21 protein-coding genes, 1 tRNA gene and 1 other RNA gene are annotated in these 23,329 nt (G+C 71.2%); 15 read left to right on the top strand and 8 right to left on the bottom strand.

What is annotated here, in order from left to right; translation table 11 throughout:
• Positions 1-105 precede the first annotated feature (105 nt).
• Both ACWGR4_RS10450 and ACWGR4_RS10445 read right to left on the bottom strand, forming a co-directional pair.
• Entirely contained in the window at positions 106-450 is a 345-nt protein-coding gene (locus ACWGR4_RS10450) for a YbaB/EbfC family nucleoid-associated protein (RefSeq protein WP_078976477.1), read from the bottom strand.
• Positions 451-579: 129 nt separating this feature from the next.
• Positions 580-2,709 carry a DNA polymerase III subunit gamma and tau gene (locus ACWGR4_RS10445; protein ID WP_452134198.1) on the bottom strand — a complete coding sequence of 710 codons (2,130 nt, stop codon included), beginning with the start codon at positions 2,707-2,709 and terminating at the stop codon, positions 580-582.
• A 102-nt stretch (positions 2,710-2,811) separates the two neighbouring features.
• Here ACWGR4_RS10445 and ffs point away from each other — a divergent pair.
• The 3 genes from ffs to ACWGR4_RS10430 all read left to right on the top strand — a co-directional run bounded on the left by ffs (position 2,812) and on the right by ACWGR4_RS10430 (position 3,641).
• Positions 2,812-2,911, top strand: an RNA gene (gene ffs, locus ACWGR4_RS10440) — signal recognition particle sRNA small type.
• Positions 2,912-2,972: 61 nt separating this feature from the next.
• Positions 2,973-3,057, top strand: a tRNA-Ser gene (locus ACWGR4_RS10435).
• Between the two features lie 314 nt (positions 3,058-3,371).
• Positions 3,372-3,641: a transposase gene (locus ACWGR4_RS10430; RefSeq protein ID WP_452134201.1), complete on the top strand. Its 270-nt coding sequence runs from the start codon at positions 3,372-3,374 to the stop codon at positions 3,639-3,641.
• On the opposite strand, the gene ACWGR4_RS10425 is transcribed toward ACWGR4_RS10430, so the two are convergent.
• The gene (locus ACWGR4_RS10425; RefSeq protein ID WP_452134065.1) at positions 3,563-5,905 is read right to left on the bottom strand and encodes a 2OG-Fe(II) oxygenase; all 2,343 of its coding nucleotides are present in this window, start codon (positions 5,903-5,905) and stop codon (positions 3,563-3,565) included. The two genes, ACWGR4_RS10430 and ACWGR4_RS10425, sit on opposite strands and share 79 nt — an antisense overlap.
• A 228-nt stretch (positions 5,906-6,133) precedes the next feature.
• Here ACWGR4_RS10425 and ACWGR4_RS10420 point away from each other — a divergent pair, with 228 nt between their 5' ends.
• From ACWGR4_RS10420 to ACWGR4_RS10410, 3 genes are all read left to right on the top strand, one after another.
• Positions 6,134-6,862 (top strand): hypothetical protein, encoded by a 729-nt coding sequence (locus ACWGR4_RS10420; protein WP_452134066.1) that lies wholly within the window; start codon positions 6,134-6,136, stop codon positions 6,860-6,862.
• Positions 6,863-6,926: 64 nt separating this feature from the next.
• Positions 6,927-7,121: a hypothetical protein gene (locus ACWGR4_RS10415; protein ID WP_452134067.1), complete on the top strand. Its 195-nt coding sequence runs from the start codon at positions 6,927-6,929 to the stop codon at positions 7,119-7,121.
• Positions 7,122-7,201: 80 nt separating this feature from the next.
• On the top strand, positions 7,202-7,576 hold the full coding sequence (locus ACWGR4_RS10410; protein ID WP_452134068.1) for a hypothetical protein: 375 nt from the start codon (positions 7,202-7,204) through the stop codon (positions 7,574-7,576).
• 170 nt (positions 7,577-7,746) lie between these two features.
• Here the strand turns inward: ACWGR4_RS10410 and ACWGR4_RS10405 are convergent, their stop codons facing one another.
• Together ACWGR4_RS10405 and ACWGR4_RS10400 are read right to left on the bottom strand one after the other, a co-directional pair.
• The gene (locus ACWGR4_RS10405; protein ID WP_452132708.1) at positions 7,747-8,706 is read right to left on the bottom strand and encodes an alpha/beta hydrolase; all 960 of its coding nucleotides are present in this window, start codon (positions 8,704-8,706) and stop codon (positions 7,747-7,749) included.
• Positions 8,707-8,827: 121 nt separating this feature from the next.
• Positions 8,828-9,145, bottom strand: a complete 318-nt coding sequence (locus ACWGR4_RS10400) for a putative quinol monooxygenase (RefSeq protein WP_452132707.1) — start codon at positions 9,143-9,145, stop codon at positions 8,828-8,830.
• Between the two features lie 144 nt (positions 9,146-9,289).
• Here ACWGR4_RS10400 and ACWGR4_RS10395 point away from each other — a divergent pair, with 144 nt between their 5' ends.
• The 9 genes from ACWGR4_RS10395 to ACWGR4_RS10355 all read left to right on the top strand — a co-directional run bounded on the left by ACWGR4_RS10395 (position 9,290) and on the right by ACWGR4_RS10355 (position 19,635).
• Entirely contained in the window at positions 9,290-10,195 is a 906-nt protein-coding gene (locus tag ACWGR4_RS10395) for an AraC family transcriptional regulator (protein ID WP_452132706.1), read from the top strand.
• Between the two features lie 157 nt (positions 10,196-10,352).
• Entirely contained in the window at positions 10,353-11,102 is a 750-nt protein-coding gene (locus ACWGR4_RS10390) for an SDR family oxidoreductase (RefSeq protein ID WP_452132705.1), read from the top strand.
• A gap of 757 nt (positions 11,103-11,859) precedes the next feature.
• The gene (locus ACWGR4_RS10385; protein WP_452132704.1) at positions 11,860-12,912 is read left to right on the top strand and encodes a porin PorA family protein; all 1,053 of its coding nucleotides are present in this window, start codon (positions 11,860-11,862) and stop codon (positions 12,910-12,912) included.
• A gap of 447 nt (positions 12,913-13,359) precedes the next feature.
• Positions 13,360-13,755: a hypothetical protein gene (locus ACWGR4_RS10380; RefSeq protein WP_452132703.1), complete on the top strand. Its 396-nt coding sequence runs from the start codon at positions 13,360-13,362 to the stop codon at positions 13,753-13,755.
• A gap of 189 nt (positions 13,756-13,944) precedes the next feature.
• Positions 13,945-14,442 (top strand): anthrone oxygenase family protein, encoded by a 498-nt coding sequence (locus tag ACWGR4_RS10375; protein ID WP_452132702.1) that lies wholly within the window; start codon positions 13,945-13,947, stop codon positions 14,440-14,442.
• 261 nt (positions 14,443-14,703) lie between these two features.
• Positions 14,704-15,411, top strand: a complete 708-nt coding sequence (locus ACWGR4_RS10370) for an ABC transporter ATP-binding protein (protein ID WP_379999979.1) — start codon at positions 14,704-14,706, stop codon at positions 15,409-15,411.
• A gap of 4 nt (positions 15,412-15,415) precedes the next feature.
• Complete coding sequence (locus ACWGR4_RS10365) at positions 15,416-17,377, top strand: FtsX-like permease family protein (RefSeq protein WP_452132701.1); 1,962 nt, start codon at positions 15,416-15,418, stop codon at positions 17,375-17,377.
• 213 nt (positions 17,378-17,590) lie between these two features.
• Entirely contained in the window at positions 17,591-18,934 is a 1,344-nt protein-coding gene (locus ACWGR4_RS10360; protein WP_452132700.1) for a sensor histidine kinase, read from the top strand.
• Positions 18,935-18,948: 14 nt separating this feature from the next.
• On the top strand, positions 18,949-19,635 hold the full coding sequence (locus ACWGR4_RS10355) for a response regulator transcription factor (protein ID WP_452132709.1): 687 nt from the start codon (positions 18,949-18,951) through the stop codon (positions 19,633-19,635).
• Here the strand turns inward: ACWGR4_RS10355 and ACWGR4_RS10350 are convergent.
• The 3 genes from ACWGR4_RS10350 to ACWGR4_RS10340 all read right to left on the bottom strand — a co-directional run bounded on the left by ACWGR4_RS10350 (position 19,593) and on the right by ACWGR4_RS10340 (position 23,191).
• Complete coding sequence (locus tag ACWGR4_RS10350) at positions 19,593-19,775, bottom strand: hypothetical protein (protein WP_452132699.1); 183 nt, start codon at positions 19,773-19,775, stop codon at positions 19,593-19,595. The two genes, ACWGR4_RS10355 and ACWGR4_RS10350, sit on opposite strands and share 43 nt — an antisense overlap.
• Before the next feature lie 405 nt (positions 19,776-20,180).
• A complete protein-coding gene (locus ACWGR4_RS10345) occupies positions 20,181-21,500 on the bottom strand; it encodes a hypothetical protein (protein WP_452132698.1) in 1,320 nt (439 codons plus the stop codon).
• A complete protein-coding gene (locus ACWGR4_RS10340; protein ID WP_452132697.1) occupies positions 21,497-23,191 on the bottom strand; it encodes a hypothetical protein in 1,695 nt (564 codons plus the stop codon). The genes ACWGR4_RS10345 and ACWGR4_RS10340 overlap by 4 nt, the downstream gene beginning before the upstream one ends.
• Between the last annotated feature and the right edge of the window lie 138 nt (positions 23,192-23,329).

Here is a 23,329-nt window from a genome sequence, read left to right as displayed (position 1 = left end):
TGGGTTCGTTGTCGGTGGGTTCGTTGTCGGTGGGTTCGTTGTCGGTGGGTTCGTTGTGGGTGGGTTCTTGTCGGTGGGTTCGGCTTTCGGTCGGGCGGATCCGGCTCACATGCCGGGCAGGCCCAGCGGGCCGCCGGCACCCATGCCCTGGGCGAGCGGGCCCATCAGCTGGGACTGCATCTCCAGGGCGGCACGGTTCGCGTCGCGCACCGCGGCGACGATCAGGTCGCCGAGGGTCTCCGTGTCCTCAGGATCCACCGCGGACGGCGAGATCTCCAGAGCCAGCAGCTCGCCGGCGCCGGATACGGTCGCGGTCACCAGGCCGCCACCGGCGCTCCCGGTCACCTGTGTGCGGGCGAGTTCGTCCTGCGCCGCCATCAGGTCCTGCTGCATCTTCTGCGCCTGCTGCAGCAGCTGCTGCATGTCGGGCTGGCCACCACCGGGAAACACCTGGACACCCTTCGTCGCTCGCACGCGGCCTCGCACCGCCTCGGGCGGACCGCTTCAGCGTGCCCGTCCTGCGGTCGAGCCTACGGCTCCGCGCGGGGCGGACGCGCGGCGACGGCACGGTTCGCCGGCTCAGCTGGTCGGCGACTCGTCGATGATGGTCGCGCCCAGCTCGCGGGCGAGCAGTTCGTGGGTGGACTGGCCGCCGTCGTCGGCGAGGTCCTCGTCGTCGTAGCGGCCGAAGTCCTCGGGGATGTCGAAGTCCGGCTCGGGGGGCGGCGGGGGTGGGGCCTGCTGGGGTTGCTGGGGTTGCGGGCGGGCGGGCGGCTGCGGCGGTGGGGTGGTGGCGGGGCGGGGCTGGGTCGCGGTCTGGGTCGGGGCCTGCGGCGGGGCGGGGGCGCTCGCGGGCGCCGGCGGCGGGGTGCCGGGCCAGGCGCCGGGCGCGGGGGCGGCCGGGGCGGTGGGCTGCCGGTCGGCCGGGGGCATCGGGGCCGGGGTCGGTGCGGGGGCCGCGCGGTGGGTGGGGGCGGCGGTGCCCTCGCCGGCGACGACGCAGTCGATCCGCCAGTCGAGGCCGAACGCGTCCAGGACGGCCTGGCGCACGATCTCGTCGCGCCCGCTGCTGCGGAAGCCCTCGCGGGTGCCGGCCTGCTCGAACGCGAGGGTGAGCGTGGTGCCGTCGAAGCCGGCGACGGTGACGGTCTGAAGCATCATCCAGGCGACCCGGTTGCGGGCTCGGACGGCGTCGAGGATCTGCGGCCACATCTCGTGGACGCGGGTCAGGTCGCCGGCGGAGGCGGGAGCGGGGGGCGCCTGGGGCGGGGGCTGGTGGGCTTGGGGCTGCTGGGGAGCGGGCGGGCGACCCTGGGCGGGGGGCAGGCCGGAGCCGGCGGCGCGGGCCTGGGGCCAGGCGCCGGGCTGTTGGGGCTGCTGGGGCTGAGGTTGTTGGGGCTGCTGCTGCGGCTGCGGCTGTTGTACGGGCGGCGGCGGGGCCTGGGGCGGGGCCGGGGCGGCGGCCTGCTGTCGGGCGGCGGGCGTGGGCGCGTCGGTGCGGGCGGGCTCCGGACCGGCGGGCGCGGCCGGCGCGGCGGGGAGGCCGCCGACGGAGACGCGGCGCTCAAGGCGTTCCAGGCGCGTCTGCAGGCCCTGCTCACCGGAGTCCACGGCGGGCAGCAGGACGCGGGCGCAGATCAGCTCCAACTGCAGCCGCGGCGCGGTGGCGCCGCGCATCTCGGTGAGGCCGGTATTGACGATGTCGGCGGCCCGGGTGAGCCCGGCCCGGCCGAACTCGGCGGCGTGCCGGACCATCCGCGCCAACTGATCGGCCGGCACGTCGATCAGGCCCTTGTCGGCCGCGTCGGGCACCGCGGCCAGGATCACCAGGTCGCGCAGCCGCTCCAGCAGGTCGGCCACGAACCGACGCGGGTCGTAGCCCCCCTCGATCACCCGGTCGACCAACTCGAACGCGGCCCCGCCGTCCTGCGCGACGAACGCCTCGACCACGTCGTCCAGCAACGACCGGTCGGTGAATCCGAGCAGGGAGGTGGCCATCGCATAGGTGACCCCGTCGTCGGCGGCCCCCGCGAGCAACTGGTCCATCACCGACATCGAGTCCCGGACCGACCCGGCCCCCGCCCGCACGACCAGCGGCAGCACGGTCGGCTCGACCCTGATCCCCTCGGCCTCGCACACCGACGCCAGGTGATCGCGCAGCACGCCGGGCGGCACCAACCGGAACGGATAGTGGTGCGTCCTGGACCGAATGGTCCCGATGACCTTCTCCGGCTCGGTGGTGGCGAAAATGAACTTCAGGTGCTCCGGCGGCTCCTCGACCACCTTGAGCAGCGCGTTGAAGCCCGCCGACGTGACCATGTGCGCCTCGTCGATGATGTAGATCTTGTAGCGCGAACTCACCGGCGAGAAGTGCGCCTTCTCGCGCAGGTCGCGCGCATCGTCCACACCACCGTGCGACGCCGCGTCGATCTCGATCACGTCGATGCTGCCGGGCCCACCGAGCCCCAGATCCCGACACGACTGGCACTCGCCACAGGGCGTCGGGGTAGGCCCCTGCTCACAGTTGAGACACCGGGCGAGAATGCGCGCACTGGTGGTCTTGCCACACCCCCGCGGCCCGCTGAAGAGGTAGGCGTGATTGACGCGATTGTTGCGCAGGGCCTGCATCAGGGGTTCCGTCACGTGCTCCTGCCCGATGACCTCTGCGTAGGTCTCGGGGCGATAGCGACGGTAGAGGGCGAGCGACACGCCCCCGACGATAGCCGGGCCGAACGACAGACGCGGAACGCCCGACCACCCCCACCGCCCCCGCCCGTACCCGAACCCCACCCCGAGTCGGGTACTGTAGGCGCCGGACCCCCCGTGCGGCGGTATCCCTCCTGAACCTCCCCAGGGCCGGAAGGCAGCAAGGATAGGGAGGCTCTGCCGGGTGCACGGGGGGTTCACTGCATCCCACCCCCACTCGAATAGGGGTGCGCGAGCATCCACGGACCTCCTGTAAGCTTCCGCACGGAGGATTCGCCTAGTGGCCTAGGGCGCACGCTTGGAAAGCGTGTTGGGTTCACCCCCTCACGAGTTCGAATCTCGTATCCTCCGCAGCCGCCTGAACAGGCGAAACGAAGAGCCGAGCCGCGAATGCGGCTCGGCTCTTCGGTGTGCGCTGGTTGCAGTTCTGGTTGCATTTACAGGCGATATTAAGGACAACTCGACGGACAAGCAGGCGCCCGCCCGTCACCCCCGCGGGCAGTCGGCACCGACCTGCACGGCGGAAGTCCTGCGGAACCTGGCGGTGGATGTCGCGGCGGTTGCCGACGGCCAGGACCCACACGCTCAGCTGACGGTCCTCAGCGGTGTGGACAACGCAGTGGTCACCGACCCCGGCCAGGAAAGTGATGGCCCTCAACGAGTAGATCCCCGAGTGGACAGACTCGTCGAAGGCCGGGCTCGCGCACACGAACTCGCTGACAGTCCAGAGCGTCCCCGGCATCGGCGCCGTTCTGGGCGCGGGGTTTCTCGCGGTCGGCGGCGGCTGGGAGGAGTTCGCCTCGCCGGACGCCTTGACGGCCTTCACCGGCGCCACTCCCGCGCCCGGCGCTTCGTGTCACGGCCTCGTGTCGACTCCGGCCTCGCCGGAAAGGTTCCATGTCGAGGCCAACCAGGCCAGGTCGGCTCCGGCCTGACGACGGGTCGCCCGCTCGCGCGAGAACAGCTCCTCGGTCTTCGTCAGCACCAGCGTGTATGGGCGTCCCTGCCGCCTGGTCCGATGGTCCACGGGCAACTCGGCCGCGTCTATCCTGCTGTGCACGTGCCGCCGCCCGTCCTTCGCCAGCGGCCACTCCAGCGTCCGCCGCGAACGGGAGCCGAGAAAGGCACCCAGGGTGCCGCACAGATCGCAGCCGCACCCGGTCCACGCCACCGACCAGTCGTCTGCGGCGCGTGGCACCCGTCGCACGAGCGCGCCGAGCCGGTCCCCGCACTCCCGTGCCACCGCCGCCGGCCCCGCTGCCCGGGGCTCGCCCTCCGTCTGTTCCCGCGCCGCGTGGCTCAGCATCGGCAGCAGGCACTCGAGGACCGTGTCCGGGCAGGAACGCAACGCCGCCATGATCCGACCGCGCAGCTGAGCCTCGGTCGCTTCCAGGATGCGCAGCAGGGGCAGGCTCAGCCGCTCCAACCGCGCGCGGCGGATCTCGGCCGGCCCGGTTTCGGTCCACAGCCGCAGCTCACCGTCCAGCTGGGTCCAGGCCCCGGTCGACAGCAGCCGGGCCACCGCCGGACTCCCGGCGGAGCACAGCGCCGCGCACAGCTGGGGAAGCCGCTCGGTCCAGCCGTACCGGTGTTCCTCGAAGTGGCTGTGCGCGCCACCGAACCAGCCCGCGGTGACCTGGCCCAGCCAGGGGACGCCGTACCGCTTCGCCACCGCGGCCAGGTCGTCCGTGTGTTCCGGAGTGAGCGCGTCGATCCGGAACGGCTCAAGGAGCATCGCGGCGGTCCCGGACGTCTGAAGGCCCTCGGCCACCCGTAGCGCGCTCCCCAGCTGCCCGGGCTGTACGCCACTACCCTTCCAGAACGGTGCGAGGGACTCGGCCGCGGCGCGTGCGCTCTCCCGGTCACCCGTGGTGATACGGGCCTGCAGTTCCTCGAGTGCCCACCGCGATCCGGCCTCGCCGCGCGCCGCGAAGGCCCGCTCTCGTGGCCACACCACGACCGCGGCCCGCCGATACCAGCGGTCCAGCGTGTTGCCGTAGTTGCCCATGTAGCCCTCGTACTGGGAGTCATAGGGCTTCAGGTCCGCGCTCGGGGTACTGGCGCAGCTCTCGTAGTCGCGGACGTGCAGCGAAATCTGCTCGCCGCCAGCGCCGTCCGGACCGGTCCACCAGCCGAGGGTGATCTCGTCGTCGAGAAGCTCGCCGAGCTCGTAGTCCTCGTCGGCACCAGCGGCCTCGACCGCGGCTGCGTCCTCTCCCTCTCCGTCTTCGTCCTCCTCTTCGTCGTCGTAGCCGTAGTCGTCCCAGGGGTCGTACCCGGCGGGATTGGCGTCCCAGGTCTCCTTCACCTCGGCGAGGGCGAGTACGGCCTGGCACTCCGCCTGGGCCGCCGCGGCGCGCAGCAGCGCGGCACGCTCCGCGTCGGCGCCCTTAAGCCGGTCCCAGCCGAGACCCCGTTGGGTGTACTCGTGATCGAGCAGGTAGACAAGCCGACGGGGCGGATCGAGGTCCCGGCCGCCATAGCGCGGTCTGGCCGGGGCGTTGAAGTGCTGCTCCAGGCAGTGCGCAATGTCGTCGAGCAAGCCGGACTCCTGCTCCGGGGCCCCTAGCTCGGCCAGCAGGTTGAACGTGAGGGTCACCCGGTAGCCGCTCCTGACCCGTGTCACCTCGTGTGGGCAGTCGGCGTAGAAGGCCACCAGGCTCAGCTCCGTCTTCGACGCACGGTAGGTCCGGTTCTGCCCGGCGTGCCCGATGACCAGCTCGCCGCCGGTATGTGCCGAGGGCAGCGACAGCACCAGCGTGCCCACCATGGCGTCGTCCTTCTCCGAGTCCTGGTGGGGGAGGAAGAACTGCCCCTTGCCGTATACGAGAAGCGCGTGCGGCTCGGCCCTCAGCCTGCTCCGGGCAGGCAGCCCGAGTTCGCCCCGGAAGTACTCCAGCGCGCCGTCGAGCAGCGTCGGCCAGGCCGGGCCGCCCAGCGTGACCTGGTCCGGCGGGATCTGCCACGTGTCGCGCACACTGCTGTCGCTCAGGGTGTCCTCCCCCCGGCCGAACAGCGCCGGACGCGCCACCGCGATGAGCTTCTTCACCTGCGGCGCACGCAGCGGCAGGCGCACCGGTCCGACACCGGCCACCTCAAGGCCGACACCGTCGGCCGATGCTTCGAGCCGGGCGCTGAACTCCGCCGCCTTCGACCCGCCCAGCAGCACCCCCAGTCGCTCCCTCGCACTCTTGGCCATCGCTGCGCCCTCCCTGTTCCCACGGCCGTGCCGCCTCGCCCCGACTTTACGGAGCGGCGGGACTGTGGGTGGCCGTCTCACCCGTACGGGAACGCCTTCCCCGGCACGGACGGGCGGCCGGGAAACGCCCGGATCGGGCCCGCATGCCCACGCACGTCCCCCGTCCGGGGACAACGGGAACAGCCGATCCCGGCGTCTGACGCCCCGGCGCTGCGGAACAATGGCCCCGTGCACGACGATGATGCTCAACTGCTGTACCAGGTTCGGTCGCTGCGGGAGAAGGGCAGCGGACCGAAGCAAATCGCGCGGGCCCTCGGGCTGAAACCGGCCCGGGCGAGCTCGCTGGTGCGCCAGGTGGCCCACGAACAGCAGACCACGGCCGAGCCGGCCAAGCGCCCGGTGGTGGGCTGCTGGGTGAACGCCGGCTGGACCACGGACCTGGAGCTGTCCGAGGCCCCCGACTGGGCGCGCGCCGACGCCGAGGGCGCCGGGGATCCCGAGGCCGCCGGTTTCGCCCAGGTCCTGATCGCCCGCCGGGAGCGGGCCAGCCGGGTCACCGTCTGCGGGTTCCTGGTCGACGTCTACTGCCTCGGCGTCAAGGACGCCGGCGGCCCACAGGTGATGGGCGGGGGATCGCTGGACGCCTACGTACGCGACTACTACCGGGCGTTCGGCCGGCCTCCGCTGCGGATCAGCCTGGATCAGGCGCAGAGCATCGTGCACGGTGGTGTGGCCTACGCCCGCGCCCTCGGCTTCGAGCCCGCGCCGGACTTCGCGCAGGTCTCCGTACACCTCGGCGAGCCTGGCCCGGCCGCCCCGAGAATCGGCTTCGGCCGCCAGGGGAAGCCGTTCTACATCAACGGCCCACGCGACGACGCCCAAAAGATCGTACGCACGCTGGAGCGCACATGCGGCGCGGGCGATTACGACTACCTCGTGGGGACGAGGTCTCTGTGACCAGCAACCACGACGAGCGGCGGGTACGCACGACCGAGACGAGGCGCAGGCCAACCTGAAGGCGGTGCTCCAGCTGTGCGCGGCAGGCCGACTGCGCTGCAGTGAGAAGACGCTCCGCCCGTTCGCGGCGACGGTCAAGGCGGTCGCGGAAGCACTCGGCGGCGACTTCTACGCCGAGGAGCCGATCGCGTCCTTCGCCTGGCCGCTGCTGCTCCAAGCCGGCGGACTCGCCGAACTCACCTCCGGAAACTCGCACTGACCGCACGCGGCAGGGCGGCGCTGACCAAACCGGCACACGACACGCTCGCCCTGCTGTGGCGGCGCTGGCTCAGCCGCGGCGTGATCGACGAGTTCTCCCGGGTCGAAGCGATCAAGGGCCGGCTCGCGGCGAACGTCCTCACCGCCGTCAAGCCGCGCCGAGCCGTGTGGGCCCTGACCTCAGCCTCGCTGTTCGCCGCCGCCGACACGGGCCGCGATCTCGCCGAACTCCGCCGGTATCTGGACGACGCCGCCCGCCGCGCCGGCCAGGTCCGTGACACTGGGCCGGTGCACCTCATCGAGTGCGCGGACCCCGCCGTCGCGGCTCTCCTCGCCACCGACCGCCCCACCCGCGCCCACTGCACCCGCCTCGGTGAACGCCACCTCGCCGTCCCCCTCGACAAGCTCCCCGCCTTCCGCAAGTCCGCCCTGGCCCAGGGCTACCCCGCCGGCTGACCAGCCTCAACAGGCAAAACGTTGCCCCCGGTCGCCCTGCGACCGGGGGCGACGTCGTTGTCGGTCTCGGTTCTGGCCTCGGTTGCAGCGCGTCAGCCCCTCGCTCCCGTCCCCGGCCTTCGCGCGCCGAGCCGGCGCCGGGCGCTTCGGCGGCATCGCGGGTTGCGGCGTCAGGCGGTGTGCAGGAGCCGGGCGAGCCAGTCGGTGCGGGTGCGGCGGGCCGTGGCCGAGATGTGCGCCTGCGGGTACAGGGCGTCGAAGCCGTGGAAACCGCCTGCCCAGACGTGGAGTTCGGCCTGTCCGCCGGCCGCCCAGATCCGGGTGGCGTAGTCGGTGTCCTCGTCGCGGAACACTTCGGCGGAGCCGGTGTCGATGTAGGTGGTCGGCAGGTTCGAAAGATCGGCGGCCAGCGAGGGTGAGACGTACGCGGGCACGTCGTCATCGGCGAGGTCGCCGAGAACGCAGCGCCAGCCGAAGTCGTTCATCTCGCGAGTCCAGACGCCGGGCCCGCCGGAGTACTGGTGGCTGGAGGTGCTGGTGTTGCGGTGGTCGAGCATGGGGCAGGTCAGTATCTGCGCGGCGATCGCCGGAGTGCCGAGGTCGCGGGCCAGCAGGGTGACGCCGGCCGCCAGGCCGCCGCCCGCGCTGGCTCCCGCGACGATGATCCGGGCGGGATCGACGCCCAGTTCCTCGGCGTGTTCGGCCACCCAGAGCAGTCCCCGGTAGCAGTCGTCGACGGGGACGGTGCCGGTGGCCTCGGGCGCCAGCCGATAGTCCACGGACACCACGACCGCGCCGAACTCGTCGAGCCACTCCAGCGGGATGTCGATCTGCGAGAAGCGGTCACCCATCACCATTCCGCCGCCGTGGATCCAGTAGACGCAGGGCGCGGCGGTGGTGCGGTCGGCGCTCCCGGGGGTGAAGACCGACAGGGGTATCGGAGTGCCGTCCTTGGCGGGCACGGTGACCTCGCGCCGGTCGACCCGTCGGTCGGCGAGCAGGGACTCGACCGGCGTCGAGGGGTACTGCCGCAGTTGTGCGAGCAATTCCATGGTGAGCTCGGGCATCAGCGGCATGTCGGAGAGGAGGTCGCGCAGTTCGGGGTCCAGAGCGGGGCGCGCTGTGGTCATGGTCGTCGGCCTTTCGCGGGGTGGTGCGGGGGCGTTCGGGCGGGATCTCGGGTGGAGCGGGGCCGCCTCGGCAGGCACCGGGGCGGCCTTCCCGGGGCCTGGAAGGCGGCCTTGCCGGGACCTAGAAGGCGGCCTTGCCGCAGACCGGGACGTAGTCGGTGTTCTCCGGTTCCTTGGCCAGCAGTTCGCCGATCCGCGCCACGATCGCCTGGGCGGCCTCGCCGGCGAACGTCCGGTGGTGGTCCTCCTCGGTGGTCCATCCCTCGGTGACGTGGACGACGTCGGGGTCGGAGGCGGACCGCGAGACCAGGTAGACGACGCAGTGCTCGCTCGCGCCGGGGCTGCCGTCGTCCAGGCCCGTCGACAGCAGATCGACCAGCCGGTCGCCCATGCCGGGAGCGGCGGTCAGAGTGGCATTGAATCCGTAGTTGGCAATCATGGGGAGCCTTCTTCGTTTCGGTGGAGTGGGCTGGTTCCATTCAATGCCTCTGACCTGCGGAAACGTTAGAATGATTCTCTCCCGCTCTTGCACGATCCTCGCGAACCTGGGAGTGCTCTCACGCATTGCTGCTGAAATGGGCGCATGTCCCTCGATGAGTTCCGCGACCTGCTGGCCCGGCACGCCCGCCCCGACTGGACCACCGCCGTCGACGGGGTCCTGATCTCGAAGGTCGACCGGCCCGACCCGCCCGCGCCCTCCATGTCCGGCACGGTCCTGGCGGTCATCGCCCAGGGCGCCAAACGGCTCGCGCTGGGCGACCGGGTCTACGAATACGGGCCGGGGCAGTACCTGGTCGCCTCCGTCGACCTGCCCGTCACCGGACAGTTCACCCAGGCCGACCCCGGCCGCCCGGCGCTGGGTTTCGGGCTCGTCCTCGAACCGTCCGCCGTTGCCGAGCTCCTGCTGCAGGCCGGCCCCGGAGACATGCCCCGCACCGGCGGAGGCCCGCCGTCGGGGATCGCCGTCAGCAATGCCCCGTCCGCCCTCCTGGACGCGGTGGTCCGGCTGCTGCGCCTGCTCGACGAACCCCGCGACCGCGCCGTACTGGCCCCGCTGATCAAACGCGAGATCCTGTGGCGCGTGATCACCGGCGAGCAGGGTGCGACGGTGCGCCAACTGGGCATCGCCGACAGTGGCCTCAGTCATGTCTCACGCGCCGCACGCTGGATCCGTGAGCATTACGCCGAGCCCTTCCGGGTCGAAGACGTGGCCCGCTTGTCCGGCATGAGCGCCTCCGCGTTCTACCGCAACTTCCAGGCGGTGACCGCGATGAGCCCCATCCAGTTCCAGAAGCAGATCCGGCTCCAGGAGGCACGACTGCTGCTGGCCACCCACCCGGGCGACGTCGCCGGGGTCGGCCGGCGCGTCGGCTACGACAACCCGTCGCAGTTCAGCCGCGAGTACCGCCGCCGGTTCGGCGCGCCCCCGGGCCGGGACGCGGTCCGCCTGCGGGACGCCGCCCGCAGCCCGGCAAGCGTCATGCCCTAAGTGCGGTCGGACAGAATGGGAGAATCGTGCAAGGAAGGGCGAGGATAGTTCTACTGTTTTCCCAGTTCAGAGCGATTCAATGGGATCACTGAAACCCCCGCCGAGCAGGAATGAACATTCCGGTTCGCGGATCCCACCGCATCGCAAGGGGCACGACATGAACACCGTTCTGATCACCGGGACCTCGTCCGGCTACGGCCGCGCGACCGCCCTCCACTTCCACGCGCAGGGGTGGAACGTCATCGCGACGATGCGCAGCCGGCGTCCGGATGTCCTGCCCGAGTCGGACCGGCTGCGCATCGTCGAACTGGACGTGACCAAGCCCGAGACGATCACCGCCGCGCTCGAGGCCGCCGGGCCGATCGACGCCCTGGTCAACAACGCCGGCGTCCCCTCGATCAGCGTGTTCGAGGGCACCCCGATGGCCCGTGTGCGGGAGGTCTTCGAGACCAATACGTTCGGCGTGATGGCCACAACGCAGGCGGTGCTGCCCCAGTTCCGCGAGCGCGGATCCGGCGTGGTGGTCAACGTGACCTCCAGCGTGGTGCTGGGCGACATGCCCCTCTCGGCCGTCTACAAGGCGAGCAAGGCGGCCGTCGAGGGGTTCACTTCGTCCCTCGCGCTCGAACTCGCACCCTTCGGCGTACGGGCCAAGACGGTCCAGCCGGGCGCCTGTCTGACGACGAACTTCGCGGGGAAGGCCATGGACGGCGGGCCGCTGGACGAGCTGGTCCCGCCGCCCTACACGCCGTTCGCAAGGAAGGCCATGGCCGACTTCACCGGCCAGGATCTGTTCACCCAGGAGAGCGACGTCGCCGAGACGGTCTGGCGCGCCGCCCACGACACGACCGGCCGACTGCGTTTCCCGGCCGGCCCCGACGCCGTCCGGCTCGCCCAGGCGACGTGACCGAACCGGACGCGTGCTCACGTGCACCGGCGTGGGGCTGTCCGAGACAGGCATGGGGGACTCGATCCGCTGGGCGCGGCGACCGTCTTCACCCGCCGGCAGCGGCGCTGTACGCGCCTTCCTCCCAGAGCTGCCACAGACCGCCCGCAGCATCACCGAGTCGTGGAGCGCAGGCCCCGAGAACCTCGGGGGCGCAGGAGAGTTGTCAGCCTGATCAACTGCGATGTGACATGCGGTTTTCCGCGAGTCGAGACAGACGAGCAGCGTCCCGATCCCGGTCCGGGTGGTGCCTGGACCGGGATCGCGATCGCGTGGCCGGTGGTCATCGCCCAATGGACGGCGGCCTGTTCGCCCGCAGGGAGCGTCTCCCACCGTCCGCTCTCGACGAGACGATCCCTCATGAGCAACCCGGCGGATCGGGACGCCTCGGCGATCTCCGCCCAGGACTCCATCCGCCGGCGCCCCAGCAGCGCGACCAATGGCAGATCCACTCGGCACTCGGCCCCCGAACTACCCCAGTCGGCGGGCTTCATAGCCGCATCGACTTCCTCGAACGACCGCCGCACCTGCGCCGGCCCGGCCGGCGTGGACCGTGGGCTCGAGGGCGTCGGTTGTGAATGTGCCGGCAGGGTCCGATGGGGGACGCTGTCGGCGGCGTCACCCGGATGGCAGGCCACAGGCGTGCCGGCGGGGCGTCCGGGGCACACGGGCCCGGTCAGGAGCATGATCGAGAACCAGTTCAGTGGGAGAGCCCATCATGCGGACGAACACGGTGCTCCGCGGTGTCGCTGTCGCGGTGGGACTGATCCTGATCGCCTGCGCATTCGTGCTCGCGTACGTCATCACGCCGAATTATGTGGTTCGACTGCCCGACGACACCGACGCCAAGCGGTCCTACATCGGCAGTTTCAGAACCCTGCTCGACGCCCAGGAGGTGGCGAAGGGCAGCCTTGCGACAGCCGTCAAACGAGACGTCCCCCTGGCCATCGAACGGACCGTGAAGGTCGAGGCGACCTCGGGCAACACGGCCCTGGCCGGCGACGCCCGGACGACGACCGCCGCAGGCGTTCAGGTCGAGAAGACGGACTGGAAATACGCCGTCAACCGCAAAACGCTCGAGCCGGCCGGCAGCCACCCGGCGGACTGGACGGTGGTCGAGGCCCAGGGCCTGACGGTGAGTTGGCCGCTCGGCGCGAAGAAGCGGACGTACACCGGCTGGCGGCCGGAAACCAGGAGCACGACCCCGCTGACCTACACACGCACGGAGAACAAGTCGGGACTCGGCACCTACGTGTACGAGGCGCGTCTGCAGCCGACTCGGATCACCGACGCCCAAGTGCTCGCCGGTCTGCCGCCGGCCGTCCCCAAGGCCACCCTGGCCCTGGTCGCCCAGCTCGGGACCGTACCGCCCGCCGCCAAGGAGCAATTGGCGGCGCTGTTGCCCACATTGAGCGATCCGGTACCACTCGCCTACACGCTGGCGAGTGCGGATACCTTCTGGGTCGCCCCCGAGACCGGCATCGTGATCGACACGCAGCGGTCCCAGCAGCGCGTGGCCGGAGTCATCGCCCCGAGCGGCGGCGCCTTCCTCCCGCTGCTGCCGGTCTCCGACGTCTTCTACCAACAGACCCCCGGGTCCGTGAAAGCCGCCGCGAACGACGCCCGTGACGGCCACGACTTGATCGTGCTCGTCGGTACCACCCTCCCCATCGTGCTGGGCGTGGTCGGCGCGCTCCTGGTTGCCGCGGCGCTGCTCATCCGACGTCGTCGCCGCCGCCCCGAACCGCTGCGGACGCCCGACACCCCTTGAGTTCGGCCGTCTTCGACACCCGTCCACCAACCAGGCTTGCACCTGCTCCCCGCCAGGCCAGGAGGCCGGCGGAGCGCCCCGGGCGCCACGACGGCGACCCCCGCGCCGGCCATACCCGGAGATCACCGGCCGCGGCGATCTCCGGGACCGTCGTTCTCCACAGGATTGAGGACAGGGGAAACACCCCGTTCCAAATCCCGGGAGAACCGCTCATGACCAGGACTGCCTTCCACCTCGCCCCGGCCCTCATGGGCGCCTACGGTGTCGTTCGTCTCGTCGACTGCATCGACGGGCAGCACGGTCCCGGCCCCGCCTGGACCATCGGCCACCTGCTCTTCCTCGGGTCCCTGCTCCTGTACGGCGTGGTCATCGCGGGACTGCGCCGCCGGATCCTCGACGCCGGAGCCGGCGGCCCGGCCCGCCGGATCACCGCCGGCGTGCACCACCGTGGCCGCCGTCGGGCCGGCCGCGTTCGTCCGCGTCGACGTCGTCGACATCGTCGTCGGGCTGAAGGCGGCCGACGCGGCCGAGAAGAGCGCGTTGTCCGACCGGTACGCCGATGTCCCCGCGGTGATCCCCCAGGCGTTCCACGAGGTCGGCCCGGTGTTCTTCATGCTCGGCCTGCTCGCGCTGTTCGTGCAGTACGCGGTCGTCGGCCCCCGGCGCGGCCTCGCCTCGGCGGCTGCCCCGGTGCTGGTCCTGGTGGGCTTCGTGGCCATCATGGCCGACCTGAACCTCCTCCCGATCGGCGCCGCGCTGATCTGGGTCGCCCTCGTCCCGCTCAACCGTGCCGACGCCGTGACGCCGGTCCGCCGGGACGTTTCGGTCACCGCCACGGCCTGAGGGGTGGTGGCGCGGACGGTACGGCGCAACCGGTGCTTCCCCGGGTCGCGGCCGTGACGTTAACCGTCAGGTTAACGCGCCTTGCGGAAACGGCCGTTGCCGACGATCCACCCGAGATCAGATGGTTGACCTGCGGCGACGCCCTCGTGGCCGCGTCGTCGAGGTGACTCGCAACCAGGAGGACGCGCCATGGAACACCTGCAGACCGGTGTGCTGCTCACCGCCCTTGTCACCGCGGGGCTGATGGCCGGACTGTTCGCCGCCTTCTCCTACTCGGTCATGCCGGGTCTCGGCCGGTCGTCCGACCACACGTTCGTCGAGGCGATGCGGGGCATCAACAAGGCCATCCTCAACCCGGTCTTCATGCTTCCGTTCATGGGCACGATCCCGCTCCTCGGTCTGGCCGCCGTCCAGGCCTGGCGCGACCAGGGTCGGCCCGTGTTGCCCTGGGTGCTGGCGGCGCTCGCACTGTACCTGGTCGCCTTCGTGGTCACCGCCGGCGTCAACGTGCCCCTCAACAACCGACTCGCGGAGGCCGGTGATCCCGACCGGACCGGGCAATCGGCCGCGATCCGCGCGGACTTCGAGGGCAAGTGGGTCACCTGGAACATCGTCCGCGCGTTCCTGCACACGGCGGCGTTCGCCTGCCTGGCCTGGGCGCTGATCGTGCACGGCGCGCACCGGTAGTACGGCGGCGGGAGCGCCGACGCATCGGCAACGCGGACCGTCGATACCCCGGGTATGCCTGGGGATACCCGGGATCCGCCTGCCTCCCGGAGTGCCCTCGGCCGCCCATATTGATGGACTTCGCATACCGCCCGAACCGTGGCGGCGAGCGGGGGCCGGGAGGACGAAGTGGGCGGCACAGGTGGCAAAGTGGAGTACGCGCCGAGGAATTCGGAGCCGCTACGGCCCGGTCCGGCGCGGCCCGATGTACCGGTCCTGGAGATGCGGCAGGCGGTGCGCGGGTACGGCAGCGGCGACGCACGGGTGCGGGCGCTGGACGGTGTGGACCTGTCGCTCGCGGCCGGCGCCTGGGTCGCGGTGATGGGGCCGTCGGGATCGGGCAAGTCGACGCTGCTGCACTGCGCCGCCGGACTCGACACGCTCGACTCGGGCCGCGTCACCCTCCTCGGTGAGGACATGACGGACGCGGACGACCGGCGCCTGACCCGACTGCGGCGCGGCACGGTCGGGTTCGTGTTCCAGAACTTCAACCTGGTCGCGTCCCTGACTGCCGAACAGAACGTGGCGCTGCCGCTGCGGCTGGCGGGGCGCAGGGTGCGGCGCGAGGACATCCGGTCCGCGCTCGCCGACGTCGGGCTTGCGGACCGGGGACGGCATCGTCCCCGCGAATTGTCGGGTGGGCAACAGCAGCGCGTCGCGCTGGCGCGGGCGATGGTCACCCGGCCCCGGGTGCTGTTCGCGGACGAGCCGACCGGCGCGCTCGATTCGGCGTCCGCCCGCACCGTGTTGGGGCTGTTGCGGGGCATGTGCGACGACGCGGGACAGACGATCGTCATGGTCACGCACGATCCGGTCGCCGCCGCGGCCGCCGACACCGTGGTGTTCCTCGCGGACGGGCGGGTGGTCGATCGCATCGAGCGGCCGTCCGCGCGGCACGTCGCCGATCGCCTCGTGTCGCTGGAGGTGTGAGCCGATGTTCACGCTCTCCTGGAGCACACTGCGCGACCGCAAGCAGTTGTTCGCGGGCGCGCTGGTGGCCATCGCGCTGGGCGTCGCGCTCGTCCAGGCCTCGCTGCTGGTGTTGATGTCGGTGTCCGATCCGGTCATCCCGTCCGACCTGCCGCACGCCGAACGCAAGGAGATGCGCGAAGGCTTCGTCGGCGCGGCGATGCTGATGGGGCTTCAGGTCCCGCTCGTGGTGTTCCTCGCGGTCTTCGTCGTCGGCTCGACCTGCGCGTTCGCGGTCGCCCAGCGCCGTCGGGATCTCGCGCTGCTGCGCGTGTTGGGCGGTGGCCGCGGCCAGGTGCGGCGGTTGCTCGCGGCCGAGTCGCTGCTGCTGGGTGTCGTCGGTGCGCTGTGCGGTGCTCCGCTGGGGCTGATCGCCACGTGGGTCCAGGCACGACTGCTTGAACACGTCGGCTTCGTGCCGGCCGGGTTCCGACCGACGTACTGGGATTGGAAGGCCGTGCTCGTCGCGGGCGCCACCGGGACCGGCATCGCCCTGCTCGGCTCGTGGAACGCGGCTCGGCGCGCGGGGCGCATCCGCCCCTTGGAGGCCATGCACGATACCGGCGCGGCGGCCCGCGTGATGACGCCGGGCCGGTGGTGCGTCGGCCTGTCGTGCCTCGCCCTGTCGATCGTGCTCGCCGTCGGCGCGCAGGCCGCCGACATGATCGGCGCGGTCACCATCGCGATGGTGCTCGCGGTCGTCGGCGCGGTGGCGCTGTCGGCGCTCGCTCCGCTGGTCGTGCCGCTCGTGGCACGGGTGTTCGGGCTGATCTTGCGGCGCAGCGCGCTGGGTGCGCTGGCCGAGGCGAACATCCGCGACGGTGCGCGTCGCAACGCGGCCGTCGCGGCGCCGCTGATCACCCTCGTCTCGCTGGTCCTCGGATTGTCGGGCGCGTTGGGGGTATTGGCGCGGTCGATCGGTGTCGAGCAGGAACGACTCACCCGCGGCGATCTCGTCGTCACGTCGGCGGACGGCGCGCGGGCGGCGCGGCTGGCGGGCATCCCGGGCGTCGCGGACGTGTCGACCCGGCTGACCGTACCGGTGCCGGTGACCGCCGAGGTGCGCCGGGACGGCGCCGGGGCCGCCCGGCCGCACGTGTTCGACGAGCGGGTGATCGCCGTCGACCCGGCCGCCTACGCACGGGCCCGTACGCTCGCGCCCGCGTCCGGCTCGCTGGCGGACCTGCGCGGCGACACCGTGGCCGTCGGCTCCGCGGTGCCCGCCGAGGGCTACCGTCCCCCGCGCGTCGGAGACACGGTGAGCGTCGACGTCGCGGGGCACGAGCGCACCCTGCGGGTGGTCGCGGTACTGCCGGAAACGCTGGACATCGGCGACGAGTTCCTGATTCCGCGCGAGGCGCTGCCCGCCGATCTCGTCGCCGTCGCGCCGGCGGAGTCCGTGCTGACGGTTGCGCCGGGCGTGTCCGTCGCCGAGGTCGCGAAGCGGATCCGCGCGGCGGGTCTCGGCGAGTCGACCACCGTGGCGCGATGGGCACGGGGCAGAGCCGATGCGCAGCAGGACGGCAACGACAAGATCTTCGCGGTACTGCTCGCACTCGCGGGCGTCTACGCCCTGATCGGCGTGGTCAACGCGCTGGTCATCGCCACGGCCGAACGCCGCACCGAGTTCGCGGTCGTCCGGCTCGGCGGCCTCGAACGCCGGCAGGTGGTACGGATGGCGCTCGTCGAAGCCTGTGCCGTGACCACGATCGGCCTCCTGCTCGGCGGTCTCGTCGCGGCGGCGGGGATGGCCGGCACGGCCAGGAGCACGGCGGCCGCGACGGGGACGGCGATCGTGGTGGTGCCGTGGGGCATGGTGGCGACCACCGTGTCGGGGGCGTTCGCCGTGACGGTGGTGGCCGCCGTGGTGACCACGCGGAAGGCGACGCGGGAGCGGCCGGTGCGAGTCGCCGGGGCGCGTACGTGAGGACCGGGGTCCATCGGAGTGGGCTCTTCGAACCGCGCGAGCCGCGTCGCCGGCCGCCGGGCACGCAACCGTGGGGCCGGACGAGGGCGGCGGGCTCGACGGCACGGTAGGTACGGTTTGCGCACCGCCGCCAACGATCACGAGAGGACCGCCGTGCCGTCGTCTGCCCTGCTCCGCACTCGACGGTCCGCAAGCCGCGCGACCGCCGACCACGTGCCTGCCGACCACTCGCCTGCCGACAGCAGGACCGGCGCGGGCCTGCGGCGACGGCTGCGGCGGATGCGACGCGGGCTCGCCTACCTCGCCCTCGGCCTGCCCATCGGCCTCCTCGCGCTGGTCGTCCTCGGCACATTCGCGACACCGGTGGCGATGGCGTGCACCCGGCCGGCCGACGTCCCCTCGTGGGCGGACGCCGTCCGCCGTGCCGCGCTCCTGCTGTTCGGGATCCTCCTGACCGTCGGTCTCGCGCCCCTGGCCGCGGCTCCGCTGGCCGCCCTGGAACGCCGCCGGCTGCGCGTACTGGCATCCGCGCCCACCGCGCCGGCCGAGCCCGAGCCGAGCCCCCGCGCCGTTCGATTCCGCGCGAGGTACACCACGGCCCGCGCCTGGCGCGAGGTCGCCGCCGGGTACCTGGTCGCCGTCGCCGGGCCCGGGCTGGTGCTGCTCGCGGCGATCTGGGCGGTCCTGTGCCCGGTATGGCTCGCCGCGCCGCTCGTGGTCGCGCGCAGCAGCGGCGGCCCGGTGGCGCTCGGCATCGGCCACGCGCGCAGCGTCCCCGACGCGCTTCCGTACTGCGCCGCCGGGCTCGCCGCGGGCGTCCTGGGCCTCGTGGTTCTCACCACCCTCGTCCGCGCGCAGGCCGCCCTGTCCCGGACCCTGGTCGAGCCCCGCCCCGACCCGCTCGCGACCCGCCTCGTCGAGGTCACCCGCTCCCGGTCCCGACTCGCGGACGGCTTCGCCGCCGAGCGCCGCCGCATCGAACGCGACCTGCACGACGGCGCCCAGCAGCAACTCCTCGGCCTTACCCTGCAATTGGGCCTCGCCCGAATGGACCTGCCCGCCGACTCCCCTGCGGGGCAGGCCGTCGCCAGGGCGCACGACCAGGCCAAGACCCTGATGGCCGACCTGCGCGAACTGATCCGCGGCATCCACCCCCAGGTGCTGACCGACCGGGGGCTGGGCGCGGCCCTGTACGAACTCGCCGAGTTCTGCCCGCTGCCCGTCGGCACGGACATCGACCTGCCGCACCGTCCACCGCAAGCGGTCGAGACCGCCGCGTACTTCGCCGCCGCCGAGGCGCTGGCCAACGCGCTCCGGCACAGCGCCGCCGACACCATCCGGCTCACCGCCCGCGTGCGGCACGGCCGGCTGACCGTCGACGTCGAGGACGACGGACGCGGCGGCGCCCGCCTCGCCGACGGCACGGGACTGACCGGGCTCGCCGACCGGGTCGCGGTCGTCGACGGCACGATCCGGGTATCCAGCCCACCGGGCGGGCCGACCCTCGTGCGGGTGACGATCCCGTGCCCGCCCCATCCACAGGAGGACGACCGGTGAACCCGCTGCGCCTGATCCTGGCCGAGGACACCGTCCTGCTCCGGGCAAGCCTCACCGGGCTGCTCGAGCGCCTCGGCTTCGAGGTGACCGCCGTCGCGGACGGCGCGGCGCTGACCGCCGCCGTCCACGAGCGGGTTCCCGATCTCGTACTGACCGACGTCCGCATGCCCCCGGCGTATGCCGACGAGGGCCTGCGCGCCGCACTCGCGCTGCGCGCCACGTTCCCGGCCCTGCCGATCGTCGTCCTCAGCCAGTACATCGAGCCCGACGGCGCCGCCGAACTGCTCGCCGGTGGCGGCGGACGCGCGATCGGCTACCTCCTCAAGGACCGCATCGTCGACGTCGAGGAGTTCGCCACCACCCTGCGCCGCGTCGCCGCGGGCGGCACCGCCGTCGATCCCCAGGTCGTCACCCGCCTCCTGCGCCGCCGCGCCGAACCCGTCGCCGCACTCTCCCCGCGCGAACGCCAAGTCCTCGCGTTGATCGCCGAAGGCCGCTCCAACGCCGCGATCATGCGCGCCCTGGAGATCTCCGAACCGGCCGTCGGCAAGCACGTCCGCAACATCCTCACCAAGCTCGGCCTCCCGCCCGACGACGACACCAACCGCCGCGTCCTCGCCGTCCTGGCCTACCTCGGCTCGTCCGAAGGCCCTTCGATTCAGGGCCGGTTCGGCTTCAAGGGGCCGAGGGTGCCCGGGTAGAGGTACTTGTCCGCAAGGGCCGTCGTGCCGTGTGCCCAGGCGTCGAAGAAGCCCGTCAGGTCGTGCCTAGAACCGATCCACCGGGCCGGCACCTCGAATTGCAACCAGGAGGCGTCGCCGTTGCGGTGGTTCGCTGGCATAGGCGGAAGGGTCGAAGAACGCCGTGTCACGGACGGTTCGGCTCAGGGCGTGCACCATAGTCGAGCGCTTGAAGTACAACGCGGAGGCCGAATCTCGAACCCGGCCCGGCACCCAGGGGTCGACCGCCACCGCAACGGCGACGGATCCGACAACGGGAAGCCGACAAGACCCCACAAGCACCCGCATCCCGATCACGCGCTGGAAAGTGTCAGGAACCGCTTTACGCCCGATAGTTCATCATTCCGTAGTCTTCACGACAACAGTGGATTCGGAAGGAACGGGTGCCCCGATCACGATGCGATCGGGGCACCCGCGTCCGGCCATTCACCGCCGCGCCACCGCTCGACCCCGACCCCTACCGGGACCCGAAACGGAACCTCCCGACACGGAATCGGACCAGCCCCTCAGTGAGTTGTTTCGTCGTATCGACCGTTCCGGTACTCCGGAGATCCTTCCTGTGCGGATGAGGTCGGATTCGCCTGCCAAAGGCCCGTGCCGGGGAAGGGTGGCTCCTCGGTACCGTCCGTCGGCCTGTCACGGACAGAGTCGGAGGTTCGCTCGGATCGCGGGGCCCTCGGCGATTCCGGATCGCCCGTGGGTGCGTGCGGATGGCCGGAGGGGGTTTCGTCGGCGGACGAGCGGCGAGCATCGTCGTCGCCCTTGTGGATATCGAACCTCCGGCGAATCCGCTCAGCTTCGGCAAACCTTCCGGCGGCCTCCATCGACCGGGCAATCCGATCCACGAACACTGTCCGTTGGTCGGATTCTCCGGACAGCCCCAAGCCGGCCAGCAGGGTTACCAAAGGACCGATCACGGTGTCCTCGGACGAGGACGCGCCGGAGTCGGCGGAAAAACCGTCTACCGCGTCCACGTCGGGCCTCCCGCCCACCCAATCACCGAGCCCTTGAGATCCGCCGGCCTCACCCACATCGACGGATGCGGCAACCAGGTGTCGGTATAGCTCCGACACTTCCGCGTCATTCGCGGCAGCGGAGATCCGGGCCAGTGGCCCGATGAGTGCGACCGCTTTCTCGACCTCCTCTTCGTGTCGTGCCAGCCACCAAACCACGGCACTTCCCGTGCTCTTGAGGACCTCGTCGCGAAGGTATGCCTGTTGGTTCCGCTCGTACTGGCGTTGGTACTCCCATGCCTCCTCCGACTTGCGGAGCGTGGACAGGTCCCGCAACCTCGCCACGTCCGCCGCATCCAGCGTCAAGGTCACATCGATCGCCAGCACGATCACTGCTCCGGAAGGATCCTGCTGCACCTCACCGAGGGCGCCCCGAAGCAGGTGACCGGCGAAATCGCAGTGCTCGGGGTGCTCCCGGCCGACGATCGCGCGGGCCCGTCCCAACAGAGCCGAAACGGCCAGGCTCGCCGGGCTGATGTGTGAGTCGGCGGAGACGTCCCGAACGGGCCGCCACATCACGGTCGCGGAGAACATGAAGTCGTAGTCGGACACGCAGCTGGGAAGCGCCACGCGCTCCACGCGTGTCTGCTGGTAGGGCGGCACTGTGGGCGCAGCAGGGGGGTTGTGCCGCGACGTACCCGCAGGATGGCCGGTCGTGGAATTGGCGGCTGCCCGCAACAACGCCACACATCCGACGACGACGACCGTGACAGAAACCCACGCCCACAGGGGCAACCGGAGGATGGCACCGAGGACGGCGGGAACCAGACCGGAGACGAGAATGATGAAAAGGTTCTTGCTCCTGGTACTCACTGGGCCTCTCCCGAGTCCGATACGTCAGGTCCGTCTTCCATGGGGTCGAAACCCTGTGCGACGTCGATCTTGTGCCGGAGCCGGTCGGCGACCATTTCACGGCTCCGGATGCCATCCGACAACGGCGGCGGATCATTTCGGGCCCATGAGCCGGCGATCACGTACAACCGGTTGAGCGCGTCGGGTCGATCCGCGGCGGCGCTCGTCAAGACGTCGAGCATCGGGTCCCAACCACTGTCCTGCCGAACGGTCGAGAGCCAGCGCCGAACCGTCGCCTCCCATTCCTGTGGGGGCCGCTCCGCCATAACCGTGCGCCACGCGCGGATCAGGTCCGGCCAGAACCTACGAAACGGCAGGACATCCGGTTCGAGCAAGCGCACGAGCAGCGCCAGGTTGAGTTCGGGCCGACCACGTTGCCTATGGAGCAGACGATCGATCAACCTCCGATACAACCGCCCGCTGGACACCGCCAGTTCGAACAGGGCCTCACGCGCCGCCTCGGCCTCTTCCCGACCCGGATGCAGCGCCAGGTGGTGCAATCTGACCAGCGCCTGGTTGGGATGAGTCCGGGCGATCACCTGATGGCAGACACGGGCCAAGACGTGCACGAGGTTCGTCGGCAAGGCGGGACTGATGGCCCACGTGTAGGCCTGCTCACGAAACGTCGCTCCGTAGCGCTCGTGGCCCAATCCGGTCTCGAGCGCAGCCGCCGCCTCGACACGAAACGGCCGCGACGCCGTCGGGCGCGTCCACGATTCGACGAGGATCCGAACGTCGTCCGGCCGATCGACGCCCAACACCTGCTCGACCACGCGGGAAACCAATCTTCCCCGATCGTCCGCCGTGAGAGCGGGCATCGCAACGCACTGAGCGACCCAGTCACGCATTCCCTCCCGGAGGTCGGGAAAGTTGACCCAGAAGTGAGTCCGGATCGCTCCGTCGTAGGCAAGGCGCTCGAACCCCACCCGGCCCTCGTCGTCACGCTGGATCCGAAGGCACTTCAACTCTTCTCCGAAGTCCTTCTGCGCCAACCGAGGCGTCTCGTCCTCACGGTGATCGAGATTCCTCAGCAGCAGTCGGGAACCGTGGAAAACGGCATCTCCGGTGGCACCATTGAGCATGGCGGCGGCCAGCAATAACGCTCGCTCCGGAACGCTGCGATGCGCGTTCACCTGCGCCGCCGCCTCCCCCGTGCGGTCGGTGACCGCCGCCATCGCCTCGGCGCACCAGGAAGCGAAGTCGCCCCCGTACCGACCGCTGTCCCGAGCCCTTCGGACCAACCCGGCGAAACGTGCGATCTCCCGCATCGGCGAAGCCGCCGACAACCGAACCAACTCCGCTTCAGCCAACTGCTCAGGCGTGAAATCCACGCCGTCCACGCGAAGATGGCGACTGAGCACCGCCGTCCCACGCGGACGACCCAAATGAACGACCAACGGAGCGAACTCGGGCTCGAGCAAATACTCGCGCCCGGCCGGAAGGATCGTGACCAGTCGCGCGCCGCAAACTCCGATTGCCGCACGGTATGCCGCCAGGGTTCGCCGGCAGCGGAGAAACCCATCGTCGTCCGTATCGGACAGGTCGAGGAGAAACCGATCCTGAGGACCGGCGTCGAGAATGGCCTCGTCCCGCTCCACCGACAACTCTTCGAATCGACCCTCCTCCGAAACGTCGAGTTGGTGCAGCAACATGGTCGCCGCGGTACGTCTGCCGATCCCCGGTGACCCATCCAGCAGGATCACTGTCCCGGGAGTCGCCAGTCGGTCCCTGGCCCGGCCGTAGTGCGGTGGAGGAATGAAGCGTCTGCTGAGCTGTATCCTGTGCTCGCG

This window comes from Embleya sp. NPDC055664 (assembly GCF_053618075.1).
This window is presented reverse-complemented; position numbering and strand designations above follow the sequence as displayed.

Excerpts from the sequence above, each read along its gene's own strand:
- ACWGR4_RS10350 (WP_452132699.1), bottom strand. The coding sequence starts at position 19,775 with ATGCCAGCGAACCACCGCAACGGCGACGCCTCCTGGTTGCAATTCGAG.
- ACWGR4_RS10395 (WP_452132706.1), top strand. The coding sequence starts at position 9,290 with ATGTCCCTCGATGAGTTCCGCGACCTGCTGGCCCGGCACGCCCGCCCC.
- ACWGR4_RS10425 (WP_452134065.1), bottom strand. The coding sequence starts at position 5,905 with ATGGCCAAGAGTGCGAGGGAGCGACTGGGGGTGCTGCTGGGCGGGTCG.
- ACWGR4_RS10365 (WP_452132701.1), top strand. The coding sequence starts at position 15,416 with ATGTTCACGCTCTCCTGGAGCACACTGCGCGACCGCAAGCAGTTGTTC.
- ACWGR4_RS10340 (WP_452132697.1), bottom strand. The coding sequence starts at position 23,191 with ATGTTGCTGCACCAACTCGACGTTTCGGAGGAGGGTCGATTCGAAGAG.
- ACWGR4_RS10385 (WP_452132704.1), top strand. The coding sequence starts at position 11,860 with ATGCGGACGAACACGGTGCTCCGCGGTGTCGCTGTCGCGGTGGGACTG.
- ACWGR4_RS10400 (WP_452132707.1), bottom strand. The coding sequence starts at position 9,145 with ATGATTGCCAACTACGGATTCAATGCCACTCTGACCGCCGCTCCCGGC.
- ACWGR4_RS10370 (WP_379999979.1), top strand. The coding sequence starts at position 14,704 with ATGCGGCAGGCGGTGCGCGGGTACGGCAGCGGCGACGCACGGGTGCGG.
- ACWGR4_RS10390 (WP_452132705.1), top strand. The coding sequence starts at position 10,353 with ATGAACACCGTTCTGATCACCGGGACCTCGTCCGGCTACGGCCGCGCG.
- ACWGR4_RS10375 (WP_452132702.1), top strand. The coding sequence starts at position 13,945 with ATGGAACACCTGCAGACCGGTGTGCTGCTCACCGCCCTTGTCACCGCG.
- ACWGR4_RS10405 (WP_452132708.1), bottom strand. The coding sequence starts at position 8,706 with ATGACCACAGCGCGCCCCGCTCTGGACCCCGAACTGCGCGACCTCCTC.